The 25407-nt window shown below is 52.9% G+C and carries 21 protein-coding genes; 11 read left to right on the top strand and 10 right to left on the bottom strand.

Annotated features, from left to right (window positions below; genetic code table 11):
• Entirely contained in the window at window positions 1–384 is a 384-nt protein-coding gene (locus CFLAV_RS01245; protein WP_040546399.1) for a hypothetical protein, read from the top strand.
• A 14-nt stretch (window positions 385–398) separates the two neighbouring features.
• On the opposite strand, the gene CFLAV_RS01250 is transcribed toward CFLAV_RS01245, so the two are convergent.
• Window positions 399–881: an SRPBCC family protein gene (locus CFLAV_RS01250; RefSeq protein ID WP_007412759.1), complete on the bottom strand. Its 483-nt coding sequence runs from the start codon at window positions 879–881 to the stop codon at window positions 399–401.
• A gap of 445 nt (window positions 882–1326) precedes the next feature.
• On the opposite strand from CFLAV_RS01250, the gene CFLAV_RS01255 reads away from it, so the two are divergent.
• Both CFLAV_RS01255 and CFLAV_RS01260 read left to right on the top strand, forming a co-directional pair.
• Entirely contained in the window at window positions 1327–4905 is a 3579-nt protein-coding gene (locus CFLAV_RS01255) for a beta strand repeat-containing protein (protein WP_160164445.1), read from the top strand.
• Window positions 4906–5017: 112 nt separating this feature from the next.
• The gene (locus CFLAV_RS01260) at window positions 5018–5620 is read left to right on the top strand and encodes a hypothetical protein (RefSeq protein WP_007412763.1); all 603 of its coding nucleotides are present in this window, start codon (window positions 5018–5020) and stop codon (window positions 5618–5620) included.
• Between the two features lie 4 nt (window positions 5621–5624).
• Here CFLAV_RS01260 and CFLAV_RS01265 read toward each other — a convergent pair whose 3' ends face one another.
• The 3 genes from CFLAV_RS01265 to CFLAV_RS01275 form a co-directional block, all read right to left on the bottom strand.
• Complete coding sequence (locus CFLAV_RS01265; protein WP_007412764.1) at window positions 5625–7013, bottom strand: rhodanese-like domain-containing protein; 1389 nt, start codon at window positions 7011–7013, stop codon at window positions 5625–5627.
• Window positions 7014–7178: 165 nt separating this feature from the next.
• Window positions 7179–7937, bottom strand: coding sequence for a sulfite exporter TauE/SafE family protein (locus CFLAV_RS01270; RefSeq protein WP_007412765.1), 759 nt, complete (start codon window positions 7935–7937; stop codon window positions 7179–7181).
• Window positions 7938–7979: 42 nt separating this feature from the next.
• Window positions 7980–8495 (bottom strand): rhodanese-like domain-containing protein, encoded by a 516-nt coding sequence (locus CFLAV_RS01275; protein ID WP_007412766.1) that lies wholly within the window; start codon window positions 8493–8495, stop codon window positions 7980–7982.
• A 37-nt stretch (window positions 8496–8532) separates the two neighbouring features.
• Here CFLAV_RS01275 and CFLAV_RS01280 point away from each other — a divergent pair, with 37 nt between their 5' ends.
• Entirely contained in the window at window positions 8533–8880 is a 348-nt protein-coding gene (locus tag CFLAV_RS01280) for an ArsR/SmtB family transcription factor (protein WP_007412767.1), read from the top strand.
• 143 nt (window positions 8881–9023) lie between these two features.
• The gene (locus tag CFLAV_RS01285) at window positions 9024–10796 is read left to right on the top strand and encodes a hypothetical protein (RefSeq protein WP_007412768.1); all 1773 of its coding nucleotides are present in this window, start codon (window positions 9024–9026) and stop codon (window positions 10794–10796) included.
• A 73-nt stretch (window positions 10797–10869) separates the two neighbouring features.
• Here CFLAV_RS01285 and CFLAV_RS01290 read toward each other — a convergent pair whose 3' ends face one another.
• Entirely contained in the window at window positions 10870–12486 is a 1617-nt protein-coding gene (locus CFLAV_RS01290) for a sulfatase family protein (protein ID WP_237712348.1), read from the bottom strand.
• A 227-nt stretch (window positions 12487–12713) separates the two neighbouring features.
• Window positions 12714–13892: a cystathionine gamma-synthase family protein gene (locus tag CFLAV_RS01295; protein WP_007412771.1), complete on the bottom strand. Its 1179-nt coding sequence runs from the start codon at window positions 13890–13892 to the stop codon at window positions 12714–12716.
• 425 nt (window positions 13893–14317) lie between these two features.
• Here CFLAV_RS01295 and CFLAV_RS01305 point away from each other — a divergent pair, with 425 nt between their 5' ends.
• The 5 genes from CFLAV_RS01305 (at window position 14318) to CFLAV_RS01325 (ending at window position 20202) form a co-directional block, all read left to right on the top strand.
• Window positions 14318–16447 (top strand): tetratricopeptide repeat protein, encoded by a 2130-nt coding sequence (locus CFLAV_RS01305; protein ID WP_007412773.1) that lies wholly within the window; start codon window positions 14318–14320, stop codon window positions 16445–16447.
• Between the two features lie 81 nt (window positions 16448–16528).
• Window positions 16529–17428, top strand: coding sequence for a hypothetical protein (locus CFLAV_RS01310; RefSeq protein ID WP_150107205.1), 900 nt, complete (start codon window positions 16529–16531; stop codon window positions 17426–17428).
• Between the two features lie 94 nt (window positions 17429–17522).
• A complete protein-coding gene (locus CFLAV_RS01315) occupies window positions 17523–18545 on the top strand; it encodes a NosD domain-containing protein (protein ID WP_007412775.1) in 1023 nt (340 codons plus the stop codon).
• A gap of 30 nt (window positions 18546–18575) precedes the next feature.
• Window positions 18576–19433 (top strand): hypothetical protein, encoded by an 858-nt coding sequence (locus CFLAV_RS01320; RefSeq protein ID WP_007412776.1) that lies wholly within the window; start codon window positions 18576–18578, stop codon window positions 19431–19433.
• 103 nt (window positions 19434–19536) lie between these two features.
• Window positions 19537–20202, top strand: coding sequence for a HEAT repeat domain-containing protein (locus CFLAV_RS01325; protein ID WP_007412777.1), 666 nt, complete (start codon window positions 19537–19539; stop codon window positions 20200–20202).
• Window positions 20203–20319: 117 nt separating this feature from the next.
• On the opposite strand, the gene CFLAV_RS01330 is transcribed toward CFLAV_RS01325, so the two are convergent.
• Together CFLAV_RS01330 and CFLAV_RS01335 are read right to left on the bottom strand one after the other, a co-directional pair.
• Entirely contained in the window at window positions 20320–21894 is a 1575-nt protein-coding gene (locus CFLAV_RS01330) for a WD40 repeat domain-containing protein (protein WP_007412778.1), read from the bottom strand.
• Window positions 21867–23003, bottom strand: a complete 1137-nt coding sequence (locus tag CFLAV_RS01335) for a tetratricopeptide repeat protein (RefSeq protein ID WP_007412779.1) — start codon at window positions 23001–23003, stop codon at window positions 21867–21869. Before CFLAV_RS01335 ends, CFLAV_RS01330 begins: the two co-directional genes overlap by 28 nt.
• On the opposite strand from CFLAV_RS01335, the gene CFLAV_RS01340 reads away from it, so the two are divergent.
• Complete coding sequence (locus tag CFLAV_RS01340) at window positions 23002–23400, top strand: hypothetical protein (protein ID WP_007412780.1); 399 nt, start codon at window positions 23002–23004, stop codon at window positions 23398–23400. The two genes, CFLAV_RS01335 and CFLAV_RS01340, sit on opposite strands and share 2 nt — an antisense overlap.
• 347 nt (window positions 23401–23747) lie before the next feature.
• Here CFLAV_RS01340 and CFLAV_RS01345 read toward each other — a convergent pair whose 3' ends face one another.
• Entirely contained in the window at window positions 23748–24218 is a 471-nt protein-coding gene (locus CFLAV_RS01345) for a DUF5069 domain-containing protein (RefSeq protein WP_007412781.1), read from the bottom strand.
• Window positions 24219–24534: 316 nt separating this feature from the next.
• Entirely contained in the window at window positions 24535–24804 is a 270-nt protein-coding gene (locus CFLAV_RS01350) for a hypothetical protein (protein ID WP_007412782.1), read from the bottom strand.
• Window positions 24805–25407: the final 603 nt, after the last annotated feature.

Here is a 25407-nt window from a genome sequence, read left to right on the forward strand (position 1 = left end):
ATGAATGGCAGGCCAGACTTTCTTGAGATCAAGGAGGAGTATGCTCGTTTTCGTCCTGAGGGCGAGGTGTCGCTGGAACAGGCCATCGGGGCGGTGGGCGAGGCCATTGCATTTTGTCACCGGCAGGGAATAATCCGGCTGCTTGTGGATACAACGGGCCTCACGGGATTTGCGCCACCCACCATTGCACAACGTTTTTGGATAGCCCAGGATTGGGCGGAGAAAGCCAGGGGAAGCGTGGCAGTTGGAATAGTATTGACGCCCGAGGCTGTCGATCCCAACAAATTTGAGGTGACTGCTGCCGAGAATGCGGGACAAACAGCGAATACGTTCACATCAGAATCCGAGGCGCTGGAATGGTTGCTGCAGCAGAAGCGAACGTGACGAAAAAAGGTTGATCACGACAGTCGGCCGTTTTGGAGTGATTGACTTTCCTGTTTTTCGCAAAGCTCTTTTAGATAATCCGCTTCAACGCGCTTGCCGAAGTTGCCAATCAGCCAGCCAATCAAAACAAAGAAAAGTGGAATTCCATGGTTCATGATGGTGACGGTTTTGGTCACGATGGTATTGACTCCTTTTTGAGTCAATTGAATCTCTTCGATAACTTCCATGTCCGGCCGGATGCCATTCCCACTAAATCTGCTGTGGTGCAATTTTAGAACTGATGGCAGGAGTTGTTCCACTCGAGTATGGCCAGAGATTGATCTCCCATGCCACTGGTATTGGCTTTGGAAAGTTTCACCCTGCCGAAAAGCCTCGGGCAAACCAGTTGGCATCAACTTTTTATTCCATTCCACGAACCGGCGCGGATCAGTGACATAACGCCAAACAACGTCGATGGGACGCTTGATAACGGAACGTTCGCGGAGTCGTAAGTTCATGTGCAGGCACACGCTGAATGAGTTAGTGGTTTCATGCAACGCGATAAAGGCCTTGGGTCGCTGAGGATTGCTGTATCGATAGCCAATGTTTTGGCGACGGTGACGGGAAAAGAATCCATCCAAAAGCCAGACCAGCTTGCGATTAACTCATCACGAACAAGGGTTGTTGTGGTGCTAAATGTTAATGATCATGCGTTACATTGCGAGGTTTGCTTATTTGGAAAAAAGACTTGTAACGGGGCGGTGAAGCGTGATTTGATCAGCAATCATTCCCCGTAGAGAAAATGTTAAATTTGTTGTTGTATCTGGCTGCAAGGTTCTGCACTGAGATGGACAAAGAGTCTGTTGTTGGAACCCGGTTTTCCTATATCTTCAACTCCCAAACCTTATGAAGTACTCGAACAAACCAAAGCTGCAATCTTTGACAGCTGGAAAGAACTTAATCATGGACCAAAAAGTTGCTGTAATTGCCGCATTGTGTTGTGGAGTCATTTCTGTCCAGGCAGCAACCGTCAATTGGATCGCGCCGTTGGCAGATAACTATACCAACCGCGCGGATTGGAGTTCTGGAGCCCTGCCAGTGGCGGCAGACACGGCTTCGATCGGGAATGCCACCGTTCTCAACGGTTCCGTGCTTTACACCAACACTCCGCCCGACGCGGCTGCGACTAATGCGCTTACATCGCTTGTGCTCGGCAATGTCGCCAACGGCAGCGGCGCGTTCACAATGAATGCGGGGACGCTTTCGATAACCAACACGACTGCTTCAGGCCTGCTTCTCGCTAATGCCAATGCCAGTACCGCGAATTTTACCATGAACGGAGGCGTGCTGAATGTAGTGAGAAATGCTTCCTCATTCTACCAGGATATGTTCCAACTCGGATTGGCCACGAATTCTGATGGTGCCTTTACGTTGAACGGAGGGACCGCGAATTTCCTTTGCGGCATTGAAATTGGTATTCTAGGAAAGGGAACCATCAACGTCACGAGTGGCACCTTGATAGACAACGGCTGGTTTGGCGTTGGTCGTGGCAACAGCGCCACATCGCCCGGTTGGGGGAATTTCAATCTCTCCGGCGGGACCGTCTATATCCTGCGAAACCCTGGCAATGACACTCAATTTCATGGCGTCTCCTTTTGCCAGCAAGCAACCAACGGCACCGTCAACATCAGCGGCGGCGCACTCTACTGCAATGCGATCAGGTTCGCTGCGGGCCCTGGAGCTGGAAGAACCGATTGGGAAACATTCAACTTCTCAGGTGGTGATATTTACCTGGGTGCTGCTGGAATCGTTAATCAGAACGCAGGAGGCACCCACAATATTGCAATCAATCTCTCCGGCGGAACTTTTCGCTCGGTTAACCTGGGGCCCAATACCGGTGGCACGCAAGGCCTGGCCTCGGTCGGTCCGGGTGGCACGAATTGGGCCTGGGCGTCAACCTTGCCAGCCAGCCTGAATACCAGCCCTGGTCCTGGTACGGTCACTTTTGCGCCGAGCGCCGGTAAGTTCATCACCCTGAATAATGTGTTTTCGGGTTCGGGCGGTCTGGCACTCGCCGGTCCGGGCACAGTGGTGATTAGTGGAGCCAACACTTACACAGGTCCTACGACGGTGACCGGCGGCACTCTGGCCGGGACAGGTTCGATTCAGGGGAGCGTTACCGCCGGGCCCGGCTCGATCCTGGCTCCGGGTAGTTCCAGTGCGCCAGGCACGTTGACACTCGGGAACAGTCTGACCCTGAACGGTGCCACCAACGTTATCAAGTTGTCTGCAGACCCCTTTACTGTCGGGAACGGAGTTAACGATCTCTTGCTGATCAACGGCGACGTTGCACTACAGAATATTTCCACGATCAAGGTGGTGCCGCTCGCGCCGCTCAGTTCCGCGTCACCCTACACAATTGCGCAATACAGCGGGGCAGCATTGACCAGCGCCGCCGCTTCGCACCTTCAAGTGATCAGCGACAGTCCGCGTTATAGCTTCAGCATCGTGGATCCAGCAACCACGTATCCTTACATCCAAATCAGCGTGAGTGGAAACTCGGCGAACCTGGTGTGGCGGGGTGGAAAGTCTCCAGATCCGACTGCCTGGGATCATACCACCACGAATTGGTTTAATTCCGGCAGCAGCGGATTTGATCTCTTTTTTGATGGAGATCAGGTCGCCTTCGATGACACGGCTGCAAACAGTGTTGTGAACATTGTTGGCTCTGAAGGTCCGGCGGGAATCACGATGTCGAATAATGCCGTTGCATTCACCTTTACCGGCACCGGACCGTTGAGTGGACCTCTCGATATGGAGGGGACGAATTCAGTTACCTTGGCGATGTCCAACGTGCCGATCTTTAGCAGTATCAAGGCCAATTCCGGGACGCTCATTTACAATCTCCAAGGTGTCAGCACTTATATAAACACTGCTGCGATTAGCGATAATGGGGCTGCGCAGGCCACGTTGGTCAAAGGCGGCGCAAATACGCATGTTCTAAGTGCCGATAATTCGGCGTTCACTGGAACAATCGTGGTCACAAACGGCGTTTTGCAATACACCAATACTTCCGGGCTGGGCTTGTACAGCTCGCCTCTTTACGTCACCAACAATGGCTCATTGGATTTGAATGGTGTGGATCCGGGATACAAATATGTCTATATCGCCGGCAATGGTTTCAATGGGAAAGGGGCGATGACGAGCGGTTCAAACCTCGCACAGTTGAGCGGGACAATCAGAAATTTGACGCTTGTCGGAGATGCCGCAATTGGTGCCTTGAATCGATGGGACATTATTGCAGGTAGCTTCAATGGAAATAACTTCACTCTCACCGAAGTCGGGCCGGGCGCCAATATTTTTGCTGATACCGGCGAGACCTCATTGGGCGATATCCATGTTGTCGCCGGTCGGCTTGGATTCCAAGGGAATGTCACCATGGGCGACCCCACAAAGTCAGTGATGTTGGAATCGAACGCGACCCTGACGTTGTTTTCCGTGACTGATGCGAACAGCACCAATCATGGCCCGACGAAGACCCTGGTGATGAAGGGGGGCGCGGGCGTGGATTCAGGAGGCAGCAGCAACAATTATAATGGAGAAGTATTTCTCACGGGTACAAACCTCATTGCGACTCGCAGCACCTTGCACATTTGGGGTGGTATCCATGATACCAATGGGGCGGGTGGATTGATTTTGGGCACAAACTCGATTGGCGCAAGTGGTGGAAATCTGTGGCTGGACGGCGCGAACACATACACCGGTCCGACAATCATCAGCAATCGCACTTTGTTTGTTGGCCCGTCTTCTTCACTCGGCAACAGTTCGTTGATCCAGATTAACAGTGGGGCAACCCTGGACGTGACGGCTTTGCCGACGTTCCAACTGGGCGCCGGGCAGAAGCTGCTCGGCAACGGCACAGTGAATGGCACCAATATTGTTTTTGGCTCGGGCGCGCAGTTGACTGCTGGATTCGTGGCTTCCAACACATACACCCTCACCATCAATGGCAATCTTACGCTGCAACCCGGCAGTACCGATGTGGTTAAAGTCAGGAAGACGACAAGCCTGGCGAACGACGTTATTACGGGTCTGACATCGGTGACGCTCGGCGGCACTTTGGTTGTGACGAACGTGGGGCCGAACCCATTGGTGGCGGGTGATGCCATTCCGCTGTTCAGTGCGGCAGCATATAGTGTTGGAACCTTCACCACGAACAGCATTATTCCATCCACACCCGGGATTGGGTTGGGTTGGGATCTGAGCACGCTGGGTACGGACGGCACGTTGCGGGTTATTTCCACAGCGACGGTGAATCCGAATCCGACGAACATTGTGTTCTCGATCTCTGGCGGTAAACTGACGCTTCAATGGCCGCAGGATCACACAGGCTGGACATTGCAGGCGCAGACCAACAGCTTGAGCACCGGCATTAGTAACAACTGGTCGGCGGTTACAGGCTCAACGACCACAAATCAAATGGTTATGCCGATTGATCCGGCCAGGCCTGCGGTCTTCTATCGTTTGATATTGAATCAATAAAAAGCCTGGATTTCACGAGGGGCGTCATGGAAGCAATTCTGTGACGCCCCTTTTTATCGAACCACCGAAACGTCCGGTTTACAGTAGCTGCGAATTTGTTACGCTCGGGCACATGTTCACGCCGCTACCGCTGGACGATCCAAGATGGTTTTTGCTGCAGCATGCTTATGGAGATGCCAGCCAGGAGTCGTCTGCACCGAGTTGCTGGTCAGCCAAGAGTGGATTTGGCGATTTCTCAACCATGCCGAGCATCATGGATTGTTTGCGGTCCTTGCAGGCAAATCCGGAGCCTCAGAGTGACCACGGTGTTGAACCCTGGAACACTTTGTTCTCGTCGCTTTGCCATCAAGGAACGATTTATTCGGCATCGTTTGCCGCAGTGCCGCACATTTTGGAGATCGGATTGCAGGCGGCTGAAAAAGGTGAAATTGATATAGGATTCCTCCTTTTGCCGACGCTCATAGAGCAATCACGATTGGAGGGAGGCCAGCCGGAAACGCCAGCGGAAATCTACGAGACTTATCTTGCGAGTTTGCCGTGCATCCATGAACTCGCGTATGCGATGAGCGCGGATTCATGGAATCAACACCAAACGGCGTTGGTAGCCGCGGCTATGGCTGTGGCACAGGGACATCTGCAGCTATCAAAATGCCTGCTCGAGTTGGGCGATCCCAACGTGCCGGGAAGATTTTTGGAATGGTTCTTCAGCCAGTAGCCGTTCAGATTCCCTCCATTAAAAAGACGAGGCCGGCGGGCTCCATCTCGGCGCACTTCACTTCAGAGTACGCCGTCATGCCGCCCATGACATTTTGCAAGTGATTGAAGCCTTCGCGCTCGAGCAGGCTGGCGGCGATTGAACTGCGATAGCCACTCCCGCAAATGACCGCCATCCGCTGGTCTTTGGGAAGTGCGGTAATTTTTGCAGGCAGTTTTGGCAGTGGGATGTGCAGTGCTCCGTCAATGTGATTCGAGTTCCATTCGCCAGGTGTCCGGACATCCAGCACGACGGGTGTGGACCCACTTCCCAGCGAAGCTTTCAAGTCGCAAACGCTTATCTGTGACATTTGACTGGTTTCACTGAGTTGATCCGCTTCAATGTAACCAATGACATGGTCAAAGCCGATTCGCGCCAACTCCAGACGCGCTTTGGGAACTGCATCTGCAGACCCAACAACCAGCGCAATAGGTTTCCCACCCGGCACAAGAAAGCCAATCCATGTTGAGAACATCGCGCTGTTCAGGCCAACATTCAGACTTCCTGGAAAGTGTCCGGCACCGAAAAATGGGGCAGGGCGGGTATCAATCACGGTCACACCAGCGGCAGATGCCTCTTTCAATTCCTGTTCACTGAGCGCACGTAACGGTCTTAATTCATTCAATGGTGAAGTGCCACGCAGGTTGAGCTCCACATCATAGCTAAAGTATGCCGGGCGATCTGGCAGGTTGCTGGTCATCTGCTTTACGAACTCTCTTCGATCCTTCAGTTGCGCTGCCCAGTTGTAGAGCCGTTCCTGTCCCACCAGCGAGAAAGGTTGGGAGGAAATCGCGCGTCCACATAACGACCCTGCGCCATGAGCTGGATATACCTTCACATTGTCCGGCAAGGTAAACACGCGGTTAAACAGGGAGTCGTATAATTTCTCAGCCAGAGCAGCAGGATCTTCCGTGGCGTCGCGTAAATCCGGACGGCCCACATCACCTACAAAAAGCAGGTCCCCAGTGTAGATGCAATACGGCTGACCATTTTCCTTCACGAGGAAACTAAGGCTGTCAGGTGAATGGCCTGGTGTTTCGAGGATTTCGACCTCAAGGCTGCCAACGCGAAGACGATCGTCCTGATGAGCTGGCACATGTTCATATGTGACAGGCGCCAGGTGCGAAGTGTAAATCTTCGCGCCCGTGCGCTCTGCCAGTTCCCTGAAGCCAGAAGCGAAATCCGCGTGTGGATGAGTGTTCAACACGGCGACAATTTTCAAACCGTGCTGGTTGGCCGTTTCTATATAATCGTCAACATCGCGTTTCGGATCCACGACGGCTGCTTCTCCGCCCGCTCCAAACAGATACGAGGCATGGGCGAGTCCTGGCACAAAAAATCTTTTTTCGAACATAATGTCCTCCTGGTTGATTTGTTATTGTTAGATATTTGAGATCTGGAAGTGCTTTCCCTGGCTCAGAACACGGTTCGGTTGTTCAATCAGTTGGATGATCCTGCAGCCACGGCCTTCGCGGCACACTTGTTCGTAATTTTATCCTTCTTATTATAGTGTATCACCTCACCAAGGTTCGGAAAAGACTTTCCGGTTCCTGATCAGGACGAAAATCGCCACGGCTATCACCACCCAGGCAAACCAACGGCTCAGCTTTTCCTTCGAAACTTTCCGGCTTAACTGCACTCCCGCAAACATGCCGATGAGAGCCAGCAGTGAAAAAATTCCGGTCAACCTCCAATCGACGCTTCCATGGCCGAGATGCCCCACCAGCCCTGCGAGCGAATTTAAGGCGATAATTACCAGGGATGTGCCAACCGCCTGCTTCAAGGGAATCCGTCCGAAATGCATCAAAGCCGGCACGATTAAAAATCCTCCGCCCACGCCTAGGAAACCGGTCATTATGCCGACGCCCATACCAGCCGACGCACAACGCCACGGCCGACATTGGGCAGCGGCAGGAACGTCTTCTTGTTTGCGCGCCCACAACATCCGGCCTGCAATTACCAGCATCAGTCCCGCAAAAATAACCAATAAAACAGAGGGCCGCACCAATGGAGTGAGTTGGCCACCGGCCAGTGCGCCAATGATGCCTGTCAAACTGAACAAAACTGAAGCGCGTGCGTGGACAAGCCCCTGACGCCACTTCATGCATGCTCCCGCAATACTCGTTACGCCAACAATCGCAAGTGACATCGCCACGGCACTTTGTGCAGGCACATTCGCGGCATAAACTAAAACCGGCACGGTGATAATCGAACCGCCTCCACCAAGAAGTCCCAATGCCAACCCGATCGCAACTCCCAAAATAAGTGCAACGGCCATATTACTTAACCATTCAACGTTGAGGTTGCGCTGTCGAGCAGGTTAGCTTCGAGGCAGTGCGCGTGTTCCAGGGCATTCGGGCAAGGAGCATTCCCATGCCACACCACTCGGTAATACCGGCAAAATCAGACCGGTGCCCACGAACGTGGGAATCACAAAGAAGCAAGGATGCAGAAGGAACCCCAGAATCATACCGGTGAGCACCAGGGCGCCTGCTGCGATGCGCACCTGGCGTTCAAGTGACATTGTTTTGCGGCCCCGGACGACCGGCAAGCCGGCGGCTTGCCACGCTTCAATTCCTCCCTCAATCACGGCGACATCGGTGACCCCGGACTTTTGCAATCTCTCCGCGGCCTGTCGCGCCCGGTTTCCGGTGCGACAAAGAATGTAGATCGGACGATTTGCCGCCAGCTCTGCGAGCGTGGCGGGATGAAGCTCTGCCAACGGTCGCAGCAGGGCATCGGCGGTGTGCACTTCTTTGTATTCAGCTGGCGTGCGGACATCCAAAAGCAGTGCCCGGGCGTTGTTTTTTGCCTCTTGAACAGATACAGTTTGCATATTATGGTAATGGTAATCTATATCGCTATATAGCTATATGCAAGTGAAGAGAGCCAATATTCTTTCGGAGGCGCAGATTGACGACGCGGCGCGCCTTTTTGCAATCCTTTCCGAACCTTCGCGCCTGCGCATCATCAAGCATCTCATGGCAGGTCCAAAGACTGTTGGTGAACTGGTCGCCAGGCTCGATATGAAACAGGGCAGCGTTTCCAAGCAACTTGCCATTCTTCACCAGGCGCGTCTGCTAACGCGGGAGCGCGACGGAAACTTCATCCGTTATGGCCTGGCTGACCCGATCCTGGTGCCGCTTTGCAAACTCGTCTGCGACCGTATTGAACGGCTTGCTCGCCAGCAGGCCAAAGCCGCCGGACTTCGCCTCAAATGATGGACTTGTTGGCCCTGCTCACACTGCGAACGACGGGAAGTTTGCAGTTCGGACAGGCAAGCACTCCATTATTTTCATGCGTAAGATGGTGAGGTTTCAAAAGCTGTAGCTTTTTGAAAATGGGCTGATATAAACTGGCACTTATGTCTTCCAAATCGTTCTTCAAATTCGTGCTTGTTTTTGCCCTCTCACTGTTTGGATTTTCCCGCTCTGGCCACGCCCAGGTCAGCAAGGCACATCAAATTCTCATTGACCGCGGACTCCAGGTGCAGGGGATGGCCGAGGCCGCTATCTTCCATCTCTCCACCTACACGAACGCCCACTACACTTCCATTAACTGGGGGTACAGCTCAGACCCATCCCAGGCGCCCGTTTTTCCCTGGTCAGGTTGGGTGAGCGATATCACCAACATGCCGCCCATGGGAAGCGAGGCACCTTACATGAGCCAACTCGTGAGCTTATCCTTGTCTGACGAACCTTTCTTGAACTCGCAGTTCTATTTCGACAAAATGCTTAATTGGTTCACCAACGTACAAAACAGCTATCCGAACACAATTCTTTATATCAACAATTGGGGTGGGGAGGTAGAGGATGGACCACTAAGCAGCTTCATTGCACAAGCCAGGCCGGACATGATCTCATTTGACTTTTATCCCTGGCAATCGGACTACTATACGCATGTCCCATTTGCCTTAAGCCAAACGTGGTATGGCGAACTGCGGCGCTATAAGGCATGGGCCAGCGCCTACAACATTCCGTACGGCATTTATCGCCAGACTTTTCATGCGGTGGAGGAGCCTGATCCTACTAATAATGTCCCCGGAAGGATCTATCGCGATCCGTCAGCATCGGAAATGCGCCTGAATACTTTTGGCGCCCTGGCTTTTAACGCCAAGATGCTCATCGACTTCACCTACAACTCCGGTGCATCGTCGCTCTTTGACCGCGATGAGCAAGGACAATGGCATGGCGATACCCTCACCAATGCACTCTACAATGAAATGGTAGATATCAATCAACGCGCTGTTAATTTTGGCAAGGCATTGGTTTTCCTCAAACCGGTCTATGAAATGCACAATACGAATACCGTCAATCCTCCCCCCGGACCAGGCAGTGACGATCAATATTTTCCGAATGGATATTGTACAAGTGTGATGTTTCTTCGTGGGAAGTCCATGAGCGGCAGCGTTACGAATTTTAATCCGCTACCCGACTCCTTTTATAACGATCCTTCCTCCGCCACCAATTCCAACCTTATCAATTCCAGCGCTTACAGTTGGTGGGAATTCCCAAAGAACGATCCGTATTTGACCGGCTGGAGCATGACCAATAAGGCCGGCGTCATGAACAACGGCCTGCCGGGGGACGTGATTATTTCGTGGTTCCATCCACTGGATGAAATTTATGACGGGACGAACTACACGAATGAAGTCTATATGATGGTCGTCAACGCGCTGACCGCCACCAACGGCACTGCGGCGGACTGCATGCAGGAAATCAAACTGACTTTCAGCGGATTAACGGGAGCCATGACCAATTTAATCATGTTGGATCCGGTTACTGGCCAATGGAAAACGAACGGTTTGCCGGTGTTCAGCACGAAACGCCAACTCACCCTTGACTTGAACGGCGGTGACGCGGTCCTATTCAAATTCAATACTGGCGCCCCGTTTGTCGGCCACGTGCCTCCGAGTGCGGTGCGATTGACTGCTACGACCCAGGCAGGCACTCCGGGGATCAGCGTTCAAGGAACCGTGGGAGCACATTATCAGTTGCAGACCACGTCGGCACTTCTGGGGGTGAATAATTGGACGACCGTGACCAATCTGTATCTTCCCACGTCCACCTATGTGTTCACAAACATGCCCTCAGTGAACACTACCAATAGTTATTATCGCGTGGTGGGCATCCCGTAAATCGTTTGGTGCAGCTTTGTTCCGTGATTGAGAGAATTTAGTTTTCTTTTAAACTTCATTTCCTTAAGCGTTTTCATTCCGGAATTTTTCCGGGTTTCCGGTTTGGTTTTGGATCGTCGTCGCCGGTGAAAGGCGGGCGATCGAATTTTTTGCCATCGCCAACGACTCGAGGGTCGCTTGCATCGGTGAGGGTTTTTAATAATTGCGCTGACAACTGGGCTTTGATTTCCGCATACGCAGGCTGGTCGGCAAGGTTCATCACCTCGTCGGGATCTCGGCGGACGTCGTACAGCTCCTCGGCGGGGCGTTTTCCAAAGGCAACATTATAAAACCATTTCCCTTCGCTTCCGGTGCGGTGTTGAACGAGCCAGGCCTTGGTTGGACTCGCATCCATATCAGCAAAGCCGATGAACGTATTATGTTCCAGCGTCTGCTGGGATGGCGTTTCGTTTTCGGTGATGCGACCTGGGGCACCCAGCGGCCAGCGGTCCGGAGCAAAGTTGCGGATGTAAACAAACTCCGGAGTTCGCAAGGCGCGCATCGGATAGGGCAGGAAACCTTCCCGCGCGGCGGCGACATGCCGTTCGCGCCCGGTAATGACGGTGGTGCGCGTCGGATCGATTTGACCACTTTTTTCCGATTTCAAAATCGGCAGGAGGCTGCGGCCATATAGTCCTTTTGGCGGTTGAAGGCCACCGATTTCCATGAACGTTGGGGCGAGGTCAGGGAGGCAGGTGTAATCCTCGACAATGCGACCCGCTTTGCCACCGGGAAGGCGCATTACCAAAGCCACACTCACGCCGTGATCGTAGAGATTGCATTTGCCGGAAGGGACGCCGGGCATGCCGTGATCGCCACTGATGACGAGGAGCGTGTGATCTGCTTCGCCTGATTCTTCGAGGCGTTTTAGCAGCACGCCGACATAGGCATCCACGGCCTGACATTCACCCAGGTAATCGGCGACGTCCTCGCGCACCTCGGGTACGTCCGGCAGGAATTTGGGCATTTTGCCTTTGAGTGAGTCGGGGTCGATGCCCCAGAGTTTTTTGCCTGAGCCTTTGATCCAGGTGCGATGCGTGGTCGTGGGGCCAAAGAAGTAGTGCCACGGCTGGCCGGGCTTTCGTGCCGCCAGGAAATCGTCAAAATTTCCGCGCACCTGGGAGAGAATTTCTTCGCGAGCCTGCGGTAAGGTCATTCCTTTGCTCACGCGGTCGGTGGCTTCTTCAGAAAAATTATTGGGTGCACGGCCATGCTTTTCGTAGGCGTATTGCTGTCCGCCAAAAGGGGCGTCGCGTGGAGTCCCCGGGCTCCAGACCTTGTAACTTTTTCCGATGTGATAACCGGCGTCACGGAGCATCAGCGGGAAGCTGGGAATGGAACTATCCCACACGGCACCCTGCAAAATCGCGCCGCGCTCGGTGTTGAAAAAGTAACGACCGGAAAGGAGGGAACTGCGGCAAGGAGTGCAGGAGGGGGCATTGACGAACGCATTCTTGAACAGGACACCTTCACGGGCCACGCGGTCCACGTTGGGAGTTTTGATGATGTCGTTCAGCGATGCCCGTCCATCCAGCCCGCGATAACAACTTGCGTAACGACCCCAGTCATCGGCGAAAACAAAAAGAATATTGAGTTTCTTTTGGTCCGCTGCGTGCGAAGGCAGAGCGGTCGCGAATATCGCAAATGCCACAAACAAAAATCTTCGAAATGGATGCATGTCATTGAAAAGACGTGGTAACATCTCGCGTGGTTTCATTATTAGCATGTTTGCTGGTGGCTGGTAGTTCAGCAACAGAAAACCGGTGATAATCTGTGCGGGGGCTTTATGCTGAAATGAGCGAAGTGTAAATAACCAGGGCCAACCACTTTTAAATGTTCGTTGATTACAGTTATGAAAGCCGAAGCTCCAAAGCTTCGTCAGCCCAAAGCCTGCTTTAAATCTGCGATCAAATCATCCACGTCTTCAATACCCACGGAGTAACGGATCAAACCTTCCGGGATACCCATGGCCGCGCGTTCTTCCGGCGTGCATTCGACGTGGCTGGTGGTGGCGGGTGGTCCCGCGATGGTTTCCACCGCGCCCAGGTTTGCCGCCAGGTGCGCGTGGCGCAGACGAGGGAGGAAAGCGCGCACGGCGTCGAAGCCGCCTTTCAACATGAAGCTGAGCACGCCACCAAAGCCGCGCATTTGCTGTCGTGCAATCTCATGCTGTGGATGGGATGACAATCCCGGATAAAAAACCTGTGTGACCGATGGCTGGCTTTCGAGAAACTGCGCGATCTTCAAAGCACTTTCGTTCTGACGGGCAACGCGAAGCTGCAAGGTCTTCATTCCGCGCAACAACAGGTATGCGGCCATGGGATCGAGAGCCGCGCCGGTGATTTCGCGATGATGATAAACCTGGTGAACCAGTTCCTTGGAGCCGCAGACCACGCCACCGAGCGCATCGGCATGGCCGCCGAGGAATTTTGTGGCACTGTGCAGCACCAGATCCACGCCCAAGGCCAACGGATTTTGATTGATGGGGGTGGCAAAGGTGTTGTCGGCCACGACCAGCGCACCCACCTTGTGGGCAGCTTTTGCGAGGCGGGCGATGTCCATGACCTTGAGCGTTGGATTGGTTGGGCTTTCCATATAAAGCACTCGGCAACCTTTGGCAATTTCCGCCTCAATCGCTTCGTGATTGGTCGTGTTGCACAGTTCAACCTTGATATGAAAGCGGGGGAGAAATTCAAGGAACAACTTGTTGGTCCCACCGTATGTGTCCTTGACCGAAACCACCCGGTCGCCGGGTGAGAGCAGGGTGAACAGGATGTTGCTGATGGCGGCCATGCCGGTGGCGAAGCTGGTGGCGGCATCGGCACCTTCGAGCAGGCGCACTTTTTCCTCGAATGCCGCCACGGTCGGGTTGGTGTTGCGACCGTAAATATGACCCGGAGCGCGCCCCAAAGCCACATCCTGCCAAGCATCCACGTCCGGGTAGCCAAATGATACGCTATGCACCACTGGCACTTGAGTGGCACCCCACCACAAATTGTTTTCTTCACCCGCCCAGACGGACATGGTCCCGGAACCCAGTGGTTTTTGTTTTGACATGCGTCAATGCTTAGCCGCACTCATTCCTGAACAGCAAGTTTCTTTTTACCAACGACTTTGGCAGGATGGGGTTTTGCATGAAAAACGTCAGCCGAGTTATTGGCACCAAACTAAGTTCTCAGCAGTTTCCTCGCATGGCGAGGCAATTACGCGTCCAATACGTGAGTGGTGACGAAGGGTTTAGTATCCCTGGGCTTGTCGGGGAAGCGCGCAACAGCGTTTCGGGGCAGATGAAATTATTCTGAGTAAATAACCTGGGCTGCCTCTTTGTGCCGGTTTGTGTAAATAATTAGGTCCGATCCGTTCACGAGTGCAACCGGGCATCTGGCGGAATTGGAAGCAGCAGAGAATCACTGAAGTTTGGAGTGGCAGGAGGCAAGAATTCCTTTGTTTTCCGAGCTGAAAACTGGCAGCATTGGCGGTCTATGACCGGAAGACTGCGCAAGGATTTGCCGATTGGTCTGTTGCTGGCAACGATTACATTTGTTGCCTATTACGGCGTTCTGCACGCTGGCTTCAACAATTACGATGACTCTCAATACCTGACAGAGAACCCCGCGATAAAAGCGGGACTGACTGCGGAAAGCGTTGAGTGGGCCTTTACAACCGGATATGCAGGCAACTGGCATCCGCTTACCTGGTTATCTCACATGCTTGATTGGCAATTGTTTGGGGCGCAGGCCGGTCCGCATCACCTCATTAGTTTGCTATTTCATATTGCGAATTCAGTGTTGCTGTTTGTGTTGTTACGAAGCATGACTGGAGCTCTGTGGCGAAGCGCCATTGTCGCAGCTATTTTTGCCTGGCATCCCGTGCATGTTGAATCGGTGGCCTGGGTGGCGGAACGGAAGGATGTTCTGAGCACGTTTTTTTGGTTGTTAACTCTTTTGGCCTATGTTGCCTATGCGCGTCGTGGAGGATGGCTACGCTATTGTCTCGTAGTAGTTTGTTTTGTGCTGGGGTTGATGTCGAAGCCAATGGTGGTTACATTGCCACTTATTCTTTTTCTGATGGATTTTTGGCCGTTGGAACGCATTAAAATCGGGACATTCTGGAAAACCATGTCATCTTCCGGGTCCACGTCAGGCAATTGGTATCCGGCTGAGTGGAAACGATTGGTCCTGGAAAAACTGCCGCTGTTGATCCTAGCGGGAATCAGCAGTTGGATCACCTTGGAGGTTCAGGTTGGGGGTGGCGCCGTTTCGTTGACGAATTTGACATTATCCGACCGGATTCAAAATGCATTGGTTTCCTATGTCCGCTATTTGGGCAAACTATTTTGGCCACGAAAGCTGGCGGTCTTCTATCCATATCATTATGGCTGGAGCTTCTGGCAGGTTGGGGCTGCGGCACTGCTGATTGCTTCTCTGCTTCTCCTCGCGATCTATAAAATGAGGCGAAGCCCATTTCTAATTACCGGCTGGCTTTGGTACCTGATAGCGATGGTCCCTGTGATCGGGCTAATCCAGGTGGGAGAACAGTCTATTGCTGATCGTTATACGTATATCCCTTCGATTGGCCTTTTCGTAGCGGTTGTCTGGGGAGTCTTGGAACTTTTCAGTTCGTTGCCGCTTCGCAATTGGATTTTAGGAACGGGGACCTCGTTACTCCTGTCTGCCTGTGTGGTTTGCACGATCATTCAGGTGAGTTACTGGAAAACAAGCGAAACACTCTTCAGCCACGCCTTGGAAGCAACCAAGGACAACGTTGTCGCAGAGTACAATCTGGGGCAGGCGTTATCCACGGCTGGAAAGATGGATGCTGCCGTGCCACACTATCGCGAAGCCTTGCGAATCCAACCCAACCATGCCAGGGCACAGAATAACCTTGGACTGGCCCTTTACATGGCCGGGAAGGCTGAAGAAGCCACGCACCACTACAGCGAGGCATTGAAGATTGATCCGAATGCTGAAGAATTTCATTTCAATTATGGTCTGGCTCTTGCATCCCTTGGCCGGGTGGATGAGGCAATTGAGCAACATTCGGAATGTGCACGGTTGATGCCTGAACATGCGGAGAACCATTTTACCCTGGCAAGTTTGTTGGTTCGCAAACAGCAGTTTGAGCCGGCTGTTTTGGAATACTCTGAAACCATCAAGTACAAACCAGAGCATGTGGGAGCACATTTGGGGCTGGCCCTCGTTCTAAACCAGCTTGGGAGAATTCCAATTGCTGTGGAGCAATATGAAGAAACATTGCGGCTCAGCCCGAATGTGGTCATCGCACTCAACAATCTGGCCTGGATTTATTCGACTCATCCTGATCAAAGCGTGAGGAATGGAGGGAGGGCTGTTGAATTGGCCCGGCACGCGTGTGAACTTACCGAAAATCAACAACCGGTGCTCCTTGGGACATTGGGTGCCGCGCTCGCTGAAGCGGGGCAATTTAAGCAGGCCGTTGAGGCAGCAAAGAAGGCGCAGGCAATGGCAGAGGCAGCCAAAATGCCGGATATAGCAGAAAAAAATGCCAAGCTGGAAAAATTGTATGTTTCCGAAAAGCCTTTCAGAGAAGAGATGGCGCTGTTGTCAAATTCTCAGGAGGCCGCGAATCATTGAAGGCTGAGAGGCGGGTCCGTTCACGATGCCGATTCATAAAGTTTCAGAGCGATATAACCAGGGCAAACTTGAGGGGGTGATGTGAGATCGAAAATGTTGTGGTTGGGGTTGCCAGCAATAGCCGTGGCGGTGGTGTTTGCCTTGCTGTGGCACAGGAGTGGCATGGCAGCGCGAACAGATGCATCCGCTGTTGCAGACGGGTCTGTGGTGAGGATTCAGACGGGCGAGGAGCGGATGTCGAATGGGGTTCGTTGTGTCTCGTTCATGTTGGAGTTGGCTCGTGAACTTCCGGAAGGACAGAAAGATTTCAGGAGGCAGCTTACCTCGCTGGCAGGAGTACAGTTTTTTAATGACTGTTTGATGGCAAAGATGTCGAAGGGTTACATCACGACCACCACCAATAAGCTTCGGCAAAATTTCTTCAACATGGTGGCGCAAGTATTCACGAATCATATTCCCATGGAATTGTCCGGGGAGTTCAACGGCTTGTTGCTCGAACACAATAACGGACCGACGCCGCTGGAAGTGATGGTGCCGGACACTCAGTTGCTCTCGGATTATCCGAATCTGGGACTGGCAAATGGTTTCAAGCATGCCTTTGCCGGGCGCAACAGCACGCATGTTACGATTGATGAGCAGTACCGGTGGATATCGCAGTCTCCGGAACAGGCACAAGTCCTTAAGGCGTTGGAGGCGGCTTTTCAGGAGGCCGGTATTAAGGATGTCGAACAAAGCGATCTCAAGGATACGTGCTTGCTTTTAGGTGGAGAGAGGGCATTTGCTTTTCGCGCCTTCGGGAAAGAGGATCCGGCAAGGTGTCAAACTCTTGTGGAAGCCGTGGAAAAGGTGCTGAGATGGAGGTTGGTCAATATGTATGGATTGGATGAGGCAGCGGCGCAGACGGTGGTTAAAGCGGTTTCAAAGGTGCATGTGGATGGGTTTTCCGGTGCCGGGATGCAGCCGCCGTCGGTTATTAGGTAATCTAGCTCAATGAGGCTGGCACCTTAGTTGCTTCCGTGATCGTGAGAAAATGCGCAAATCATAAGCGGACGGTTCTGAGCCTGAATTTTATTATATGAGAGACAAAATTGTCCTGTTCGTTGCAGTTGCCAGCGTAATTTTCACACTCGATCGCGGCTTTGCTCAAGGCAGCCTCACTCCTCCCGCTGCGCCGGCGCCGACGATGAAAACGCTTTCGCAAATTGAGCCGCGCACGCCCATATCCGGACCGCTACCCATCAGCATCACCAGCCCGGGTTCCTATTATCTCACGACCAATCTCACGGGCGTGAGCGGCCAAAATGGCATTACGATCTTGACCAGTAATGTTACTCTTGACCTCAATGGCTTTGCACTTTTGGGCGTGCCAAGTTCGGGCATTGGCCTCTATATCAATGGCACCTTTACCAATATTACCATGCGCAATGGCATGGTCAGCGGCTGGGGTGGCGACGGGGTCAACGGCTATAAGACTGGCTATTCGCGCAATGTCGTTTATGAGAAGCTGAGTGTTTCCACGTGTGCTTCGGGCATTTCGGCCGAAGAGGCGAGCATTATTCGTGATTGCATGGTATTGAATAATGTCGGCACCGGCATTTATTCTGTCGGCAGTCTTGTCACCGGCTGCGTCGCCCGCGACAACGGTAACTACGGCATCTATGTCAACTCCAACAGCAGTACTGGCAGCAGCGCCGTGCGCTCTTGTGTTTCGCACCACAACGCGAACGGCATCTACGCCGACCATTCCACGGTGGCCGACTGCGACATCATGTTTAACACCGTCAACGGCGTGACCATCGTCTCTTCCTGTCAGATCATCAATAATCGCATCGCAGACAACACCAACAGCGGCAATGGCATTGCTCTGGTCTTCAATGGCTCTAAAAACATGGTGGCGAACAACTCGGTGCTCAACAACTCCCAAGGGGTGTATGGTGCGTCTGCTGCGACAAATAATTGCATAGTCCAAAACAAGTTCTGCGGCAATGCAACTCCGTATAATATTTGGGCCAACAACATCTTCCCCGCAGTGATCATATCGCCCAGCTCCGGCAACACCTTTTCCAGCTCCAATCCCTGGATCAACATTTTCTATTGATTCTTACAAACCCTGGAAGACATCAATTCTTTGAAAACATTCCTGACATGTATTGCGGTCATCAGTTCCCTTGCTTTGGGCCGGGCCGCCACCACCATCGATCCGGTCAATAAATACGCCTACGGCGCGAACATTGGCTGGCTGAATTGGTCCGGTGACGGTCCCAATGGTGCGGTTATCGGTGAGTATGTTTGCTCCGGCTACATTTATTCGGCTGACGTCGGCTGGATCTGCCTCGGGAGCGGTTCTCCGATCAATGGCATCCAATACCAAAATAACGCTGCCAACGATTTTGGCGTGAACAATGACGGGCTTGGCAACCTGCGCGGCTACGCCTACGGCGCGAACATCGGGTGGATCAATTTTGAAAACACCGGGGCGCCGGCGTTTAATTTGCGCACGGGCCAATTCACCGGTTCCATCTGGAGCGCCAACTGCGGCTGGATCAGTCTCAGCAATGCCGTGGCCTTTGTCCAAACCGACACGATTTCTCCGGGTCTGCTCGATACCAACGGCCTGCCCATCGCTTGGGAGTTGCAAAATTTCGGCCACACCGGCGTGGACCCGCATGCCGATGCCGATGGCGATGGCATGTCGAACATCCAGGAGTATCTCGCCGGCACCAGTCCGTTGAATGCAGGCAGCGATCTCAACATCACCGCCTTCAACTCGCTTTCCGGCGGCACCTCCGCAACGCTCACCTGGACCAGCGTCCCCACACGACAATATTATGTGGAAGAGACGCTCTCCCTGACCTCAGCCAGTTGGTTTGACGGCGGGCTTGGGTTGATATCCCCGGATGGCGCCACCACCACTCGCATTCTGACCGGGACCACAGCGCCCATGCGGTTCTACCGCGTCCGGGCTGTGTTGCCGCTATCGCCCTGATGTAACATTGCGAACGTAGTTCATAGTCCTCGCGCTTATGCACTAATTCTGCTACAGAGTCTTGGTGAGAAAATGGTGTTATATACTGCTTGGCGTTACTGTGATGGCTATCATCGTAACGCTGGCACTGCGAAATTCATCAGATCCTGTCTACCGTGGAATTCGGCTGAGCGTTTGGTTGGAAGGATATAACCGCTATTCACAAAAGCCTTTGAAGGTCCGAGAAGCAAATCACGAGGCGGCTAGTGAGGCCGTCCGTCATCTCGGAACTAACGCCATTCCAAGGCTGTTGAGCATGCTTCGGGCTCGGGATTCGGATTCAACGCGCCGGTTGATTGACCTCTTGAGGAAGCAGCATTTTATAAAAATTCCCCCCGTCCCAAGCGATGATAAAAACTACGAGGCAGAGTACGCATTTATTATATTAGGGGCAAGTGCCAGTAATGCCGTTCCCGAGCTAGTAAGAATTTATGGTATGAATCGTTCTTTGGATGCGCGAAGAGCAATCCTAACATCATTGGAATACATTGGCCCTGCAGCAAGGGACGCGGTACCCTTTCTCTTGCAGGAGTTGACGAATACGAATCCAATTTTGCGGGCAGAAAGCATCAGGGCATTGGGAGCTATCCACTCTCAACCTGAAATCGTTGTGCCCTCATTAACGAAGTATCTGCATGATGCCGATGTTCGTTCAGATGCCGGCAATAGCCTGGCACTGTTTGGGGTAAGTGCCAGATCGGAGCCCACGGAAGTTCTTAAACCTGAGTAAGGGGCGGTGAAACATGTAAGGATGGCGTCAGAGGCGAGCGCAATCTTAAGGAGTTGGTTCCGCTGCAAAACCGGGATGGCTCGTGTAAATAAATAGGATCGACCCGTTCATGGCCTCTCAGTCTCGTAGCGGGGCCAGCGATGCTTCAAATGCTTTGATGCTTTTCAATCCGGTTTCGAAATCCCAAAAGTGAATCCTGCCAAATTCTGATCCGGTCACGAGTTGTTTACCATCTGGCAGCAGCGCCATGCCGGTGACTTTGCCACAGTCTTCAAAATCGCCGCGGTGCTGCCCGGTCTTGGTACTGAAAACACTGATGTTGCGCGTGAAAGTGCCGTATATCGCGGCCAAAACGTAGTGACCATCGGGCGACCATATAAGCCCATCTACACCACCATCGATCATTCGTATGTTCGGCCTTAGTTCATGCAACAGCTCCCCGTTCTTTGTTTTCCAGATGCGAACCCGGGGTGAGCCCCCAAAATCGAGATAGCCCCAAATTTGAGCAGTCGACACCGCCACTTGGGAGTCATCGGGCGCGAAAGAAACATGTGAGAGGTAAGTGTTGTTATCCAACACCGCGATCTGGCGGCGCCCGACGGTATCCCAAAGCACAAGGGCACCTGTCTGGAGTCGCACGACTGCCCGCTTGCCGTTGTTCGAGGGGACGTATTGAGTTGCACCTTCTGGAACTTCGGGCGAGGCATCGACTTGCTGCCACGATCGCACATCATAGATTTGCAACGGGTATTGGCTGCTTTGAAGCAGCAGGTGGGAACCATCATGCGTGAACTGTGGAACCAAAATATATTCCTGTTTCCCCCTTTGAAACCTGGGAAATTTTTTGATGATACTCCAAGTCCGGGTCTCCAGACAGATACATGGAGAATTGCCAATAACGACCAATGAGCCGTCCGGGCTGAAGGCGGCACGATTTCCCAGATAGTCCAGAGGGATCTCTGCGAGGAGTTCATGCGTGGTTGGTTCCCAAACCTGCAGCGGTCCGTTTGCCTGCGCATATAGAATTTCCCGACCGGAAGGTGAGAGAGCACAGAATCCGTCGAACTGGGACACCCGGGTGTCAATAACGCTTTGCGATTTGAACTTCGGCACCCACGAGTTCATGGCGCAGCCGCTGAGTCGCAGAATTTCCCAAACTATATCCGGTGTGTTGGCCAAGTCGTAAACCCGAGTCACCAGGCGTTGACCTGAGACTGCCTGCAGAAGCATTCTCCGGCCTGGAGGAGGAAGATGGAATCCGTCCTCAGGCAACCTGGCCAAAAGCTTATCCAATCGCTTCAAATCGGCAGCAGGTATGGGGGTTCCACTACTTCCTTTGGTGCTCATGTACGAATAGGTGAAACCTCGAACCTGCCCGCTCGTCGAAAGTTCGGTGACGAATCTAAGAATGCTCGTCCTGAAAACGTCTGCGCTTTGAACACTTTCTTCGCCTTCGAGAGCAGTGATAACGAGTTTGAGCTGAGCGGTGCCGTCGCTGGCAACCATTTTTGTCAGATCTTTCCTCGCATAATTGGTGACCCATCGTTCGTAATCTGTCCGTTCGTGGCTCGTGCCAGATTTCCAGAAAGGTGGAGGCTCTTGGATGGCACTCGCGCTCAGACATGCCAAAAGGGTGCTGAGGACAAAAAGAAGGATACTTCCTTTCAATGCAGGTCGTGTATCGATAACCATTGTTTTGCTTCCTTGTTGCCTAGATCCGCCGACTTACGATACCACTCCATTGATTGGTTGTGATACCATTGATGAGCCTTTTCGGTATGAACGGTGGCGCCGGTTTCGTTTGAATACATGGCGGCCAACCGGCACATGGCTTCGGCATTTCCGGCGTTGGCAGCGTTCCGATACCAGCGTTTTGCGTCCTGGAAAATCTGTTTCACTCCCCAGCCATGTTCGTAGGCCATCCCCAGCTGGCACATGGCGACTGGATCCTGTGATTGGGTATCGTACCAATACCGTGCACAGATGAATCGAAGCTGGCGTTGGGTTTGTTGGCGCAACATCCCTGGTGGATGGAGTTGTTGGACTTGAGCAAACATTTTCATTGCTGTCGCCAAATCAGCGTCGGCCAGCGCCAGGCACCCAAGGTTGTAAAGCACCACAGGGTTGTCAGGCTCTTCCCGCTGCCTGCCTTGAAGCCTGGCATGCGCCACGACCCAATCTCCGCCACTCTTCAATTCTTGAACCACTGGATCGGTTTGATCCAATTGCTCAAGAGCGTATTGATGCCTCGATTCGAAGCTCGGTGGCTTGATCCTGCACATGGTTATTTCCTGCCTATAGAATTCAAGGCCGGGAAGGACGATTGCAGACCCATTCCAGATATCCTTGAGCTTGCGAAGCCGATCCGGGTCTTCCCCTGCAAGTTTTACGGCTGCGCTTCCACTCGGTGTCAACACTACCTCCACTTCCTTGATGTCTTCCGGCAGGTCGGTGTCAAACGCCCACCAGCCGATCTCTTTCGGAGCCCATGCAACGGAGCCCAATGGCCAGTTGGCATTGTCCGCCCGCAAGGACATGTCGAATGCCATTCCGGTGGGCGGATTATCAACCTGGATCATGACCTCCACCAATGTCGTGTCGTTTATATCTCGAAATACGTGGACACGAAAGGAATTCTGGATGTTCGTCCGCAAGGCGTCGTCTTGATGCATTGGGAAGGGTGAAGGGGTGGAGGCTTTAGCCGTATTTTTTTGCTCGTTGGCAATGGCCTCTACCTTCGTCACGGCCAACAGCAACGCGCAAATTAGCAGGAAAGGGAATTGAAGAGGAGAATGCTTCATGGGTAGAAATCAAATGGCCCTCTATGGTTCATACAATGTTGTTACCATGCGTCCGATTAGCCAACAAGCGTTCTTTGACCACATGGATTGCCAATCGTTGATGGTAGGGGAAGGCGAGGTTAGAATTCCAAGTGTTTTGAGACGGGTACCGACATCATTCCACCATTCATTGGTGGGTGGCGCGGGTGGAATCACGAAAGGAGAAATGAATCTCCTTACGTCGATTCCTACGCGAGTAAGGATGGTCGTGGGGTGGAAGGGATCGTGGGCCACGTGCGTGGGGACGTTTTTGGGTGATGGGTGGCGAGGGGAAGGTTTGATCCGGCTCACGCCAGATGCTACGCGAGTGAACATGCCTGGCGGTTGGATTGGCATCGCAGGTCGCGTCGGCGTGTAGACTCAATGGGTTTGGTAGAATCTCCGACGAAGTTACAATTCGAGTCCTTCCGGACGGGCACCACTCTCATTCCACCGATTTATTGATTGCTGGCGCGAGGGGGTGGAGTCCCGTGGTCGCGTGCGCGGATTTGGGCAAATTGAGAGTTGAAATCGCTGGCGGTATTTGGGCGCCCACGGAGGTGCGACCCTACCGATTAATTGATTGCTGGCGCATGGTCGGGAATCGTGGATCGCGTTCGCGAGAGAAGCAAATGCTCAGGATGGAGTCGCGGACCTAGTCAGGGAAGCAACGGAGGTCTTTCAGACCGGCATCATTCCTACCGAGTGATTGTTTCTGAAAATGTTCTAAACGGTCCGGCGGCCTTCATCGAGATCGATAAACTCGAACATGGTTTGCACGGTTCCTGGAGCGAGGCCGATTTGGGCCAGACGCTCATTCAGCCGCTGCGTTGCGGAATCGCGCCAGCCGCGCTTGGTCATGTAAGCATTCCAAATCTCGATTCCCTCTTCGGTTGGTTTGTGGCCATGTTGGAACGCCCATTCGAGGAGTTGCTCGTCGCTCCTGTCGTCCTTGAGGGTTTCCGCTTCCAACTTGGCGTAATCGATTTGGAGGAATTTGCAGCAGAGCGAATCAAAGCTGGTCGGCGCTTTTACTCCACGCGATGCCTCCCAGTCCGGCGGCAGTTTGCCGGCCGCTGCAAGCCGCATTTTGTCCAACATGCGCCCGAAGTGAACAATGCCTTTGATTTGATCGAAAGGGCTGCGCAGCCCGGGAATGATCGTTGGATAGGAATTAGCCATGGCTGAATAGAGCATCACCCACCTGCCTTCGCAAGCGACTGCGGCTCAGGGGGGAGTGGGTAGAGCAGGTTGGCGTCGCGGGGCCGAAGGTTTTAGAGAAGACGTGTACCTGGGGCAGGCGTTAATTGATAATGGATAATTGAGAATTGATAACGTGCGGGAATCTTGAGGGAGTGCAATCGTTGATCGCGTCCGCGTGTTGAACCAGGTGGAGTTGGTAGAATCCCTGACGGTGTCACGGAAGCGACGCAGCGCGTTCCCTACCGAGTAATTGATGGCTGGCGCAAATGGGTTGAGTTCCTTGGCCGCGTACGCGGGTTTGGGGCAAATATTAATCCTTTGGATATATCCATGCCGGGCTGCTGCAATTGCCATGGATTGCATCAAGGAGATCTCCAATTGAATCCATTATTTGTTCTGAAATGGCCGTCTGATCAGGATCGTCGCGATATCTAATGTATAAATCAGACAGGAGTTCGTGTGCTTGTTGCTTCGACAATCCGGATGATTTCTGTTCGATGATGTATGCTCTTGCCAACTTCCCTGTGGGATCTGTTTCCAATCTAGCGGCTAGTTCTGATTTGATGATTTGGAGATCCATAAGGTTGAAATAGTCTTATCAGTTATTTGATGGAGAGCGCAAGGTTTTGGCGTGGCAGGCCCTTCGGGTGGTGGAGGGGGGGAAGAATGCAGAATTCAGGAGGCAGGAGTCGTGGGTCGCGTACGCGAATTGCAGCACGGGAGGGATGAAAGTCGCGGGCATTTTTAGGGAGCGAGTGGCAGGTCTTTCCAGACGGGCACCAATCCTTACCGATTATAAACGAGCCTGGCGGGGGGATTGGGGGCCATTGCCGCGTTCGCGTGTTGGCTCGATGGGTCTGATAGAATCTCAGACTAAGTTACAATTCGAGTCCTTCCGGACGGGCACCACTCTGATTCCACCGATTAATTGATTGCTGGCGCGAGGAGTGGAGTCCGGTGGTCGTGGACGCGAGTTCGAGCAAAGGAGGGTTGAAGCCGTTGGCCAATTAAGTGCGGGTTCCCAACGGAGTGGTTCTTCCGGACTGGCAGCAACCCCACTCAGGATGCTGGTGCGAGGCATTCAGGGCCAAAGTTAGGGTGGGATTCTTATTTACCGGAAAGCCTAACAAAGAATTAAACAAACTGAAATATCTATTGACAAAGTGTTGTAGAGTTAGCAAAA

The organism is Pedosphaera parvula Ellin514 (genome assembly GCF_000172555.1).
Classification (GTDB): domain Bacteria; phylum Verrucomicrobiota; class Verrucomicrobiia; order Limisphaerales; family Pedosphaeraceae; genus Pedosphaera.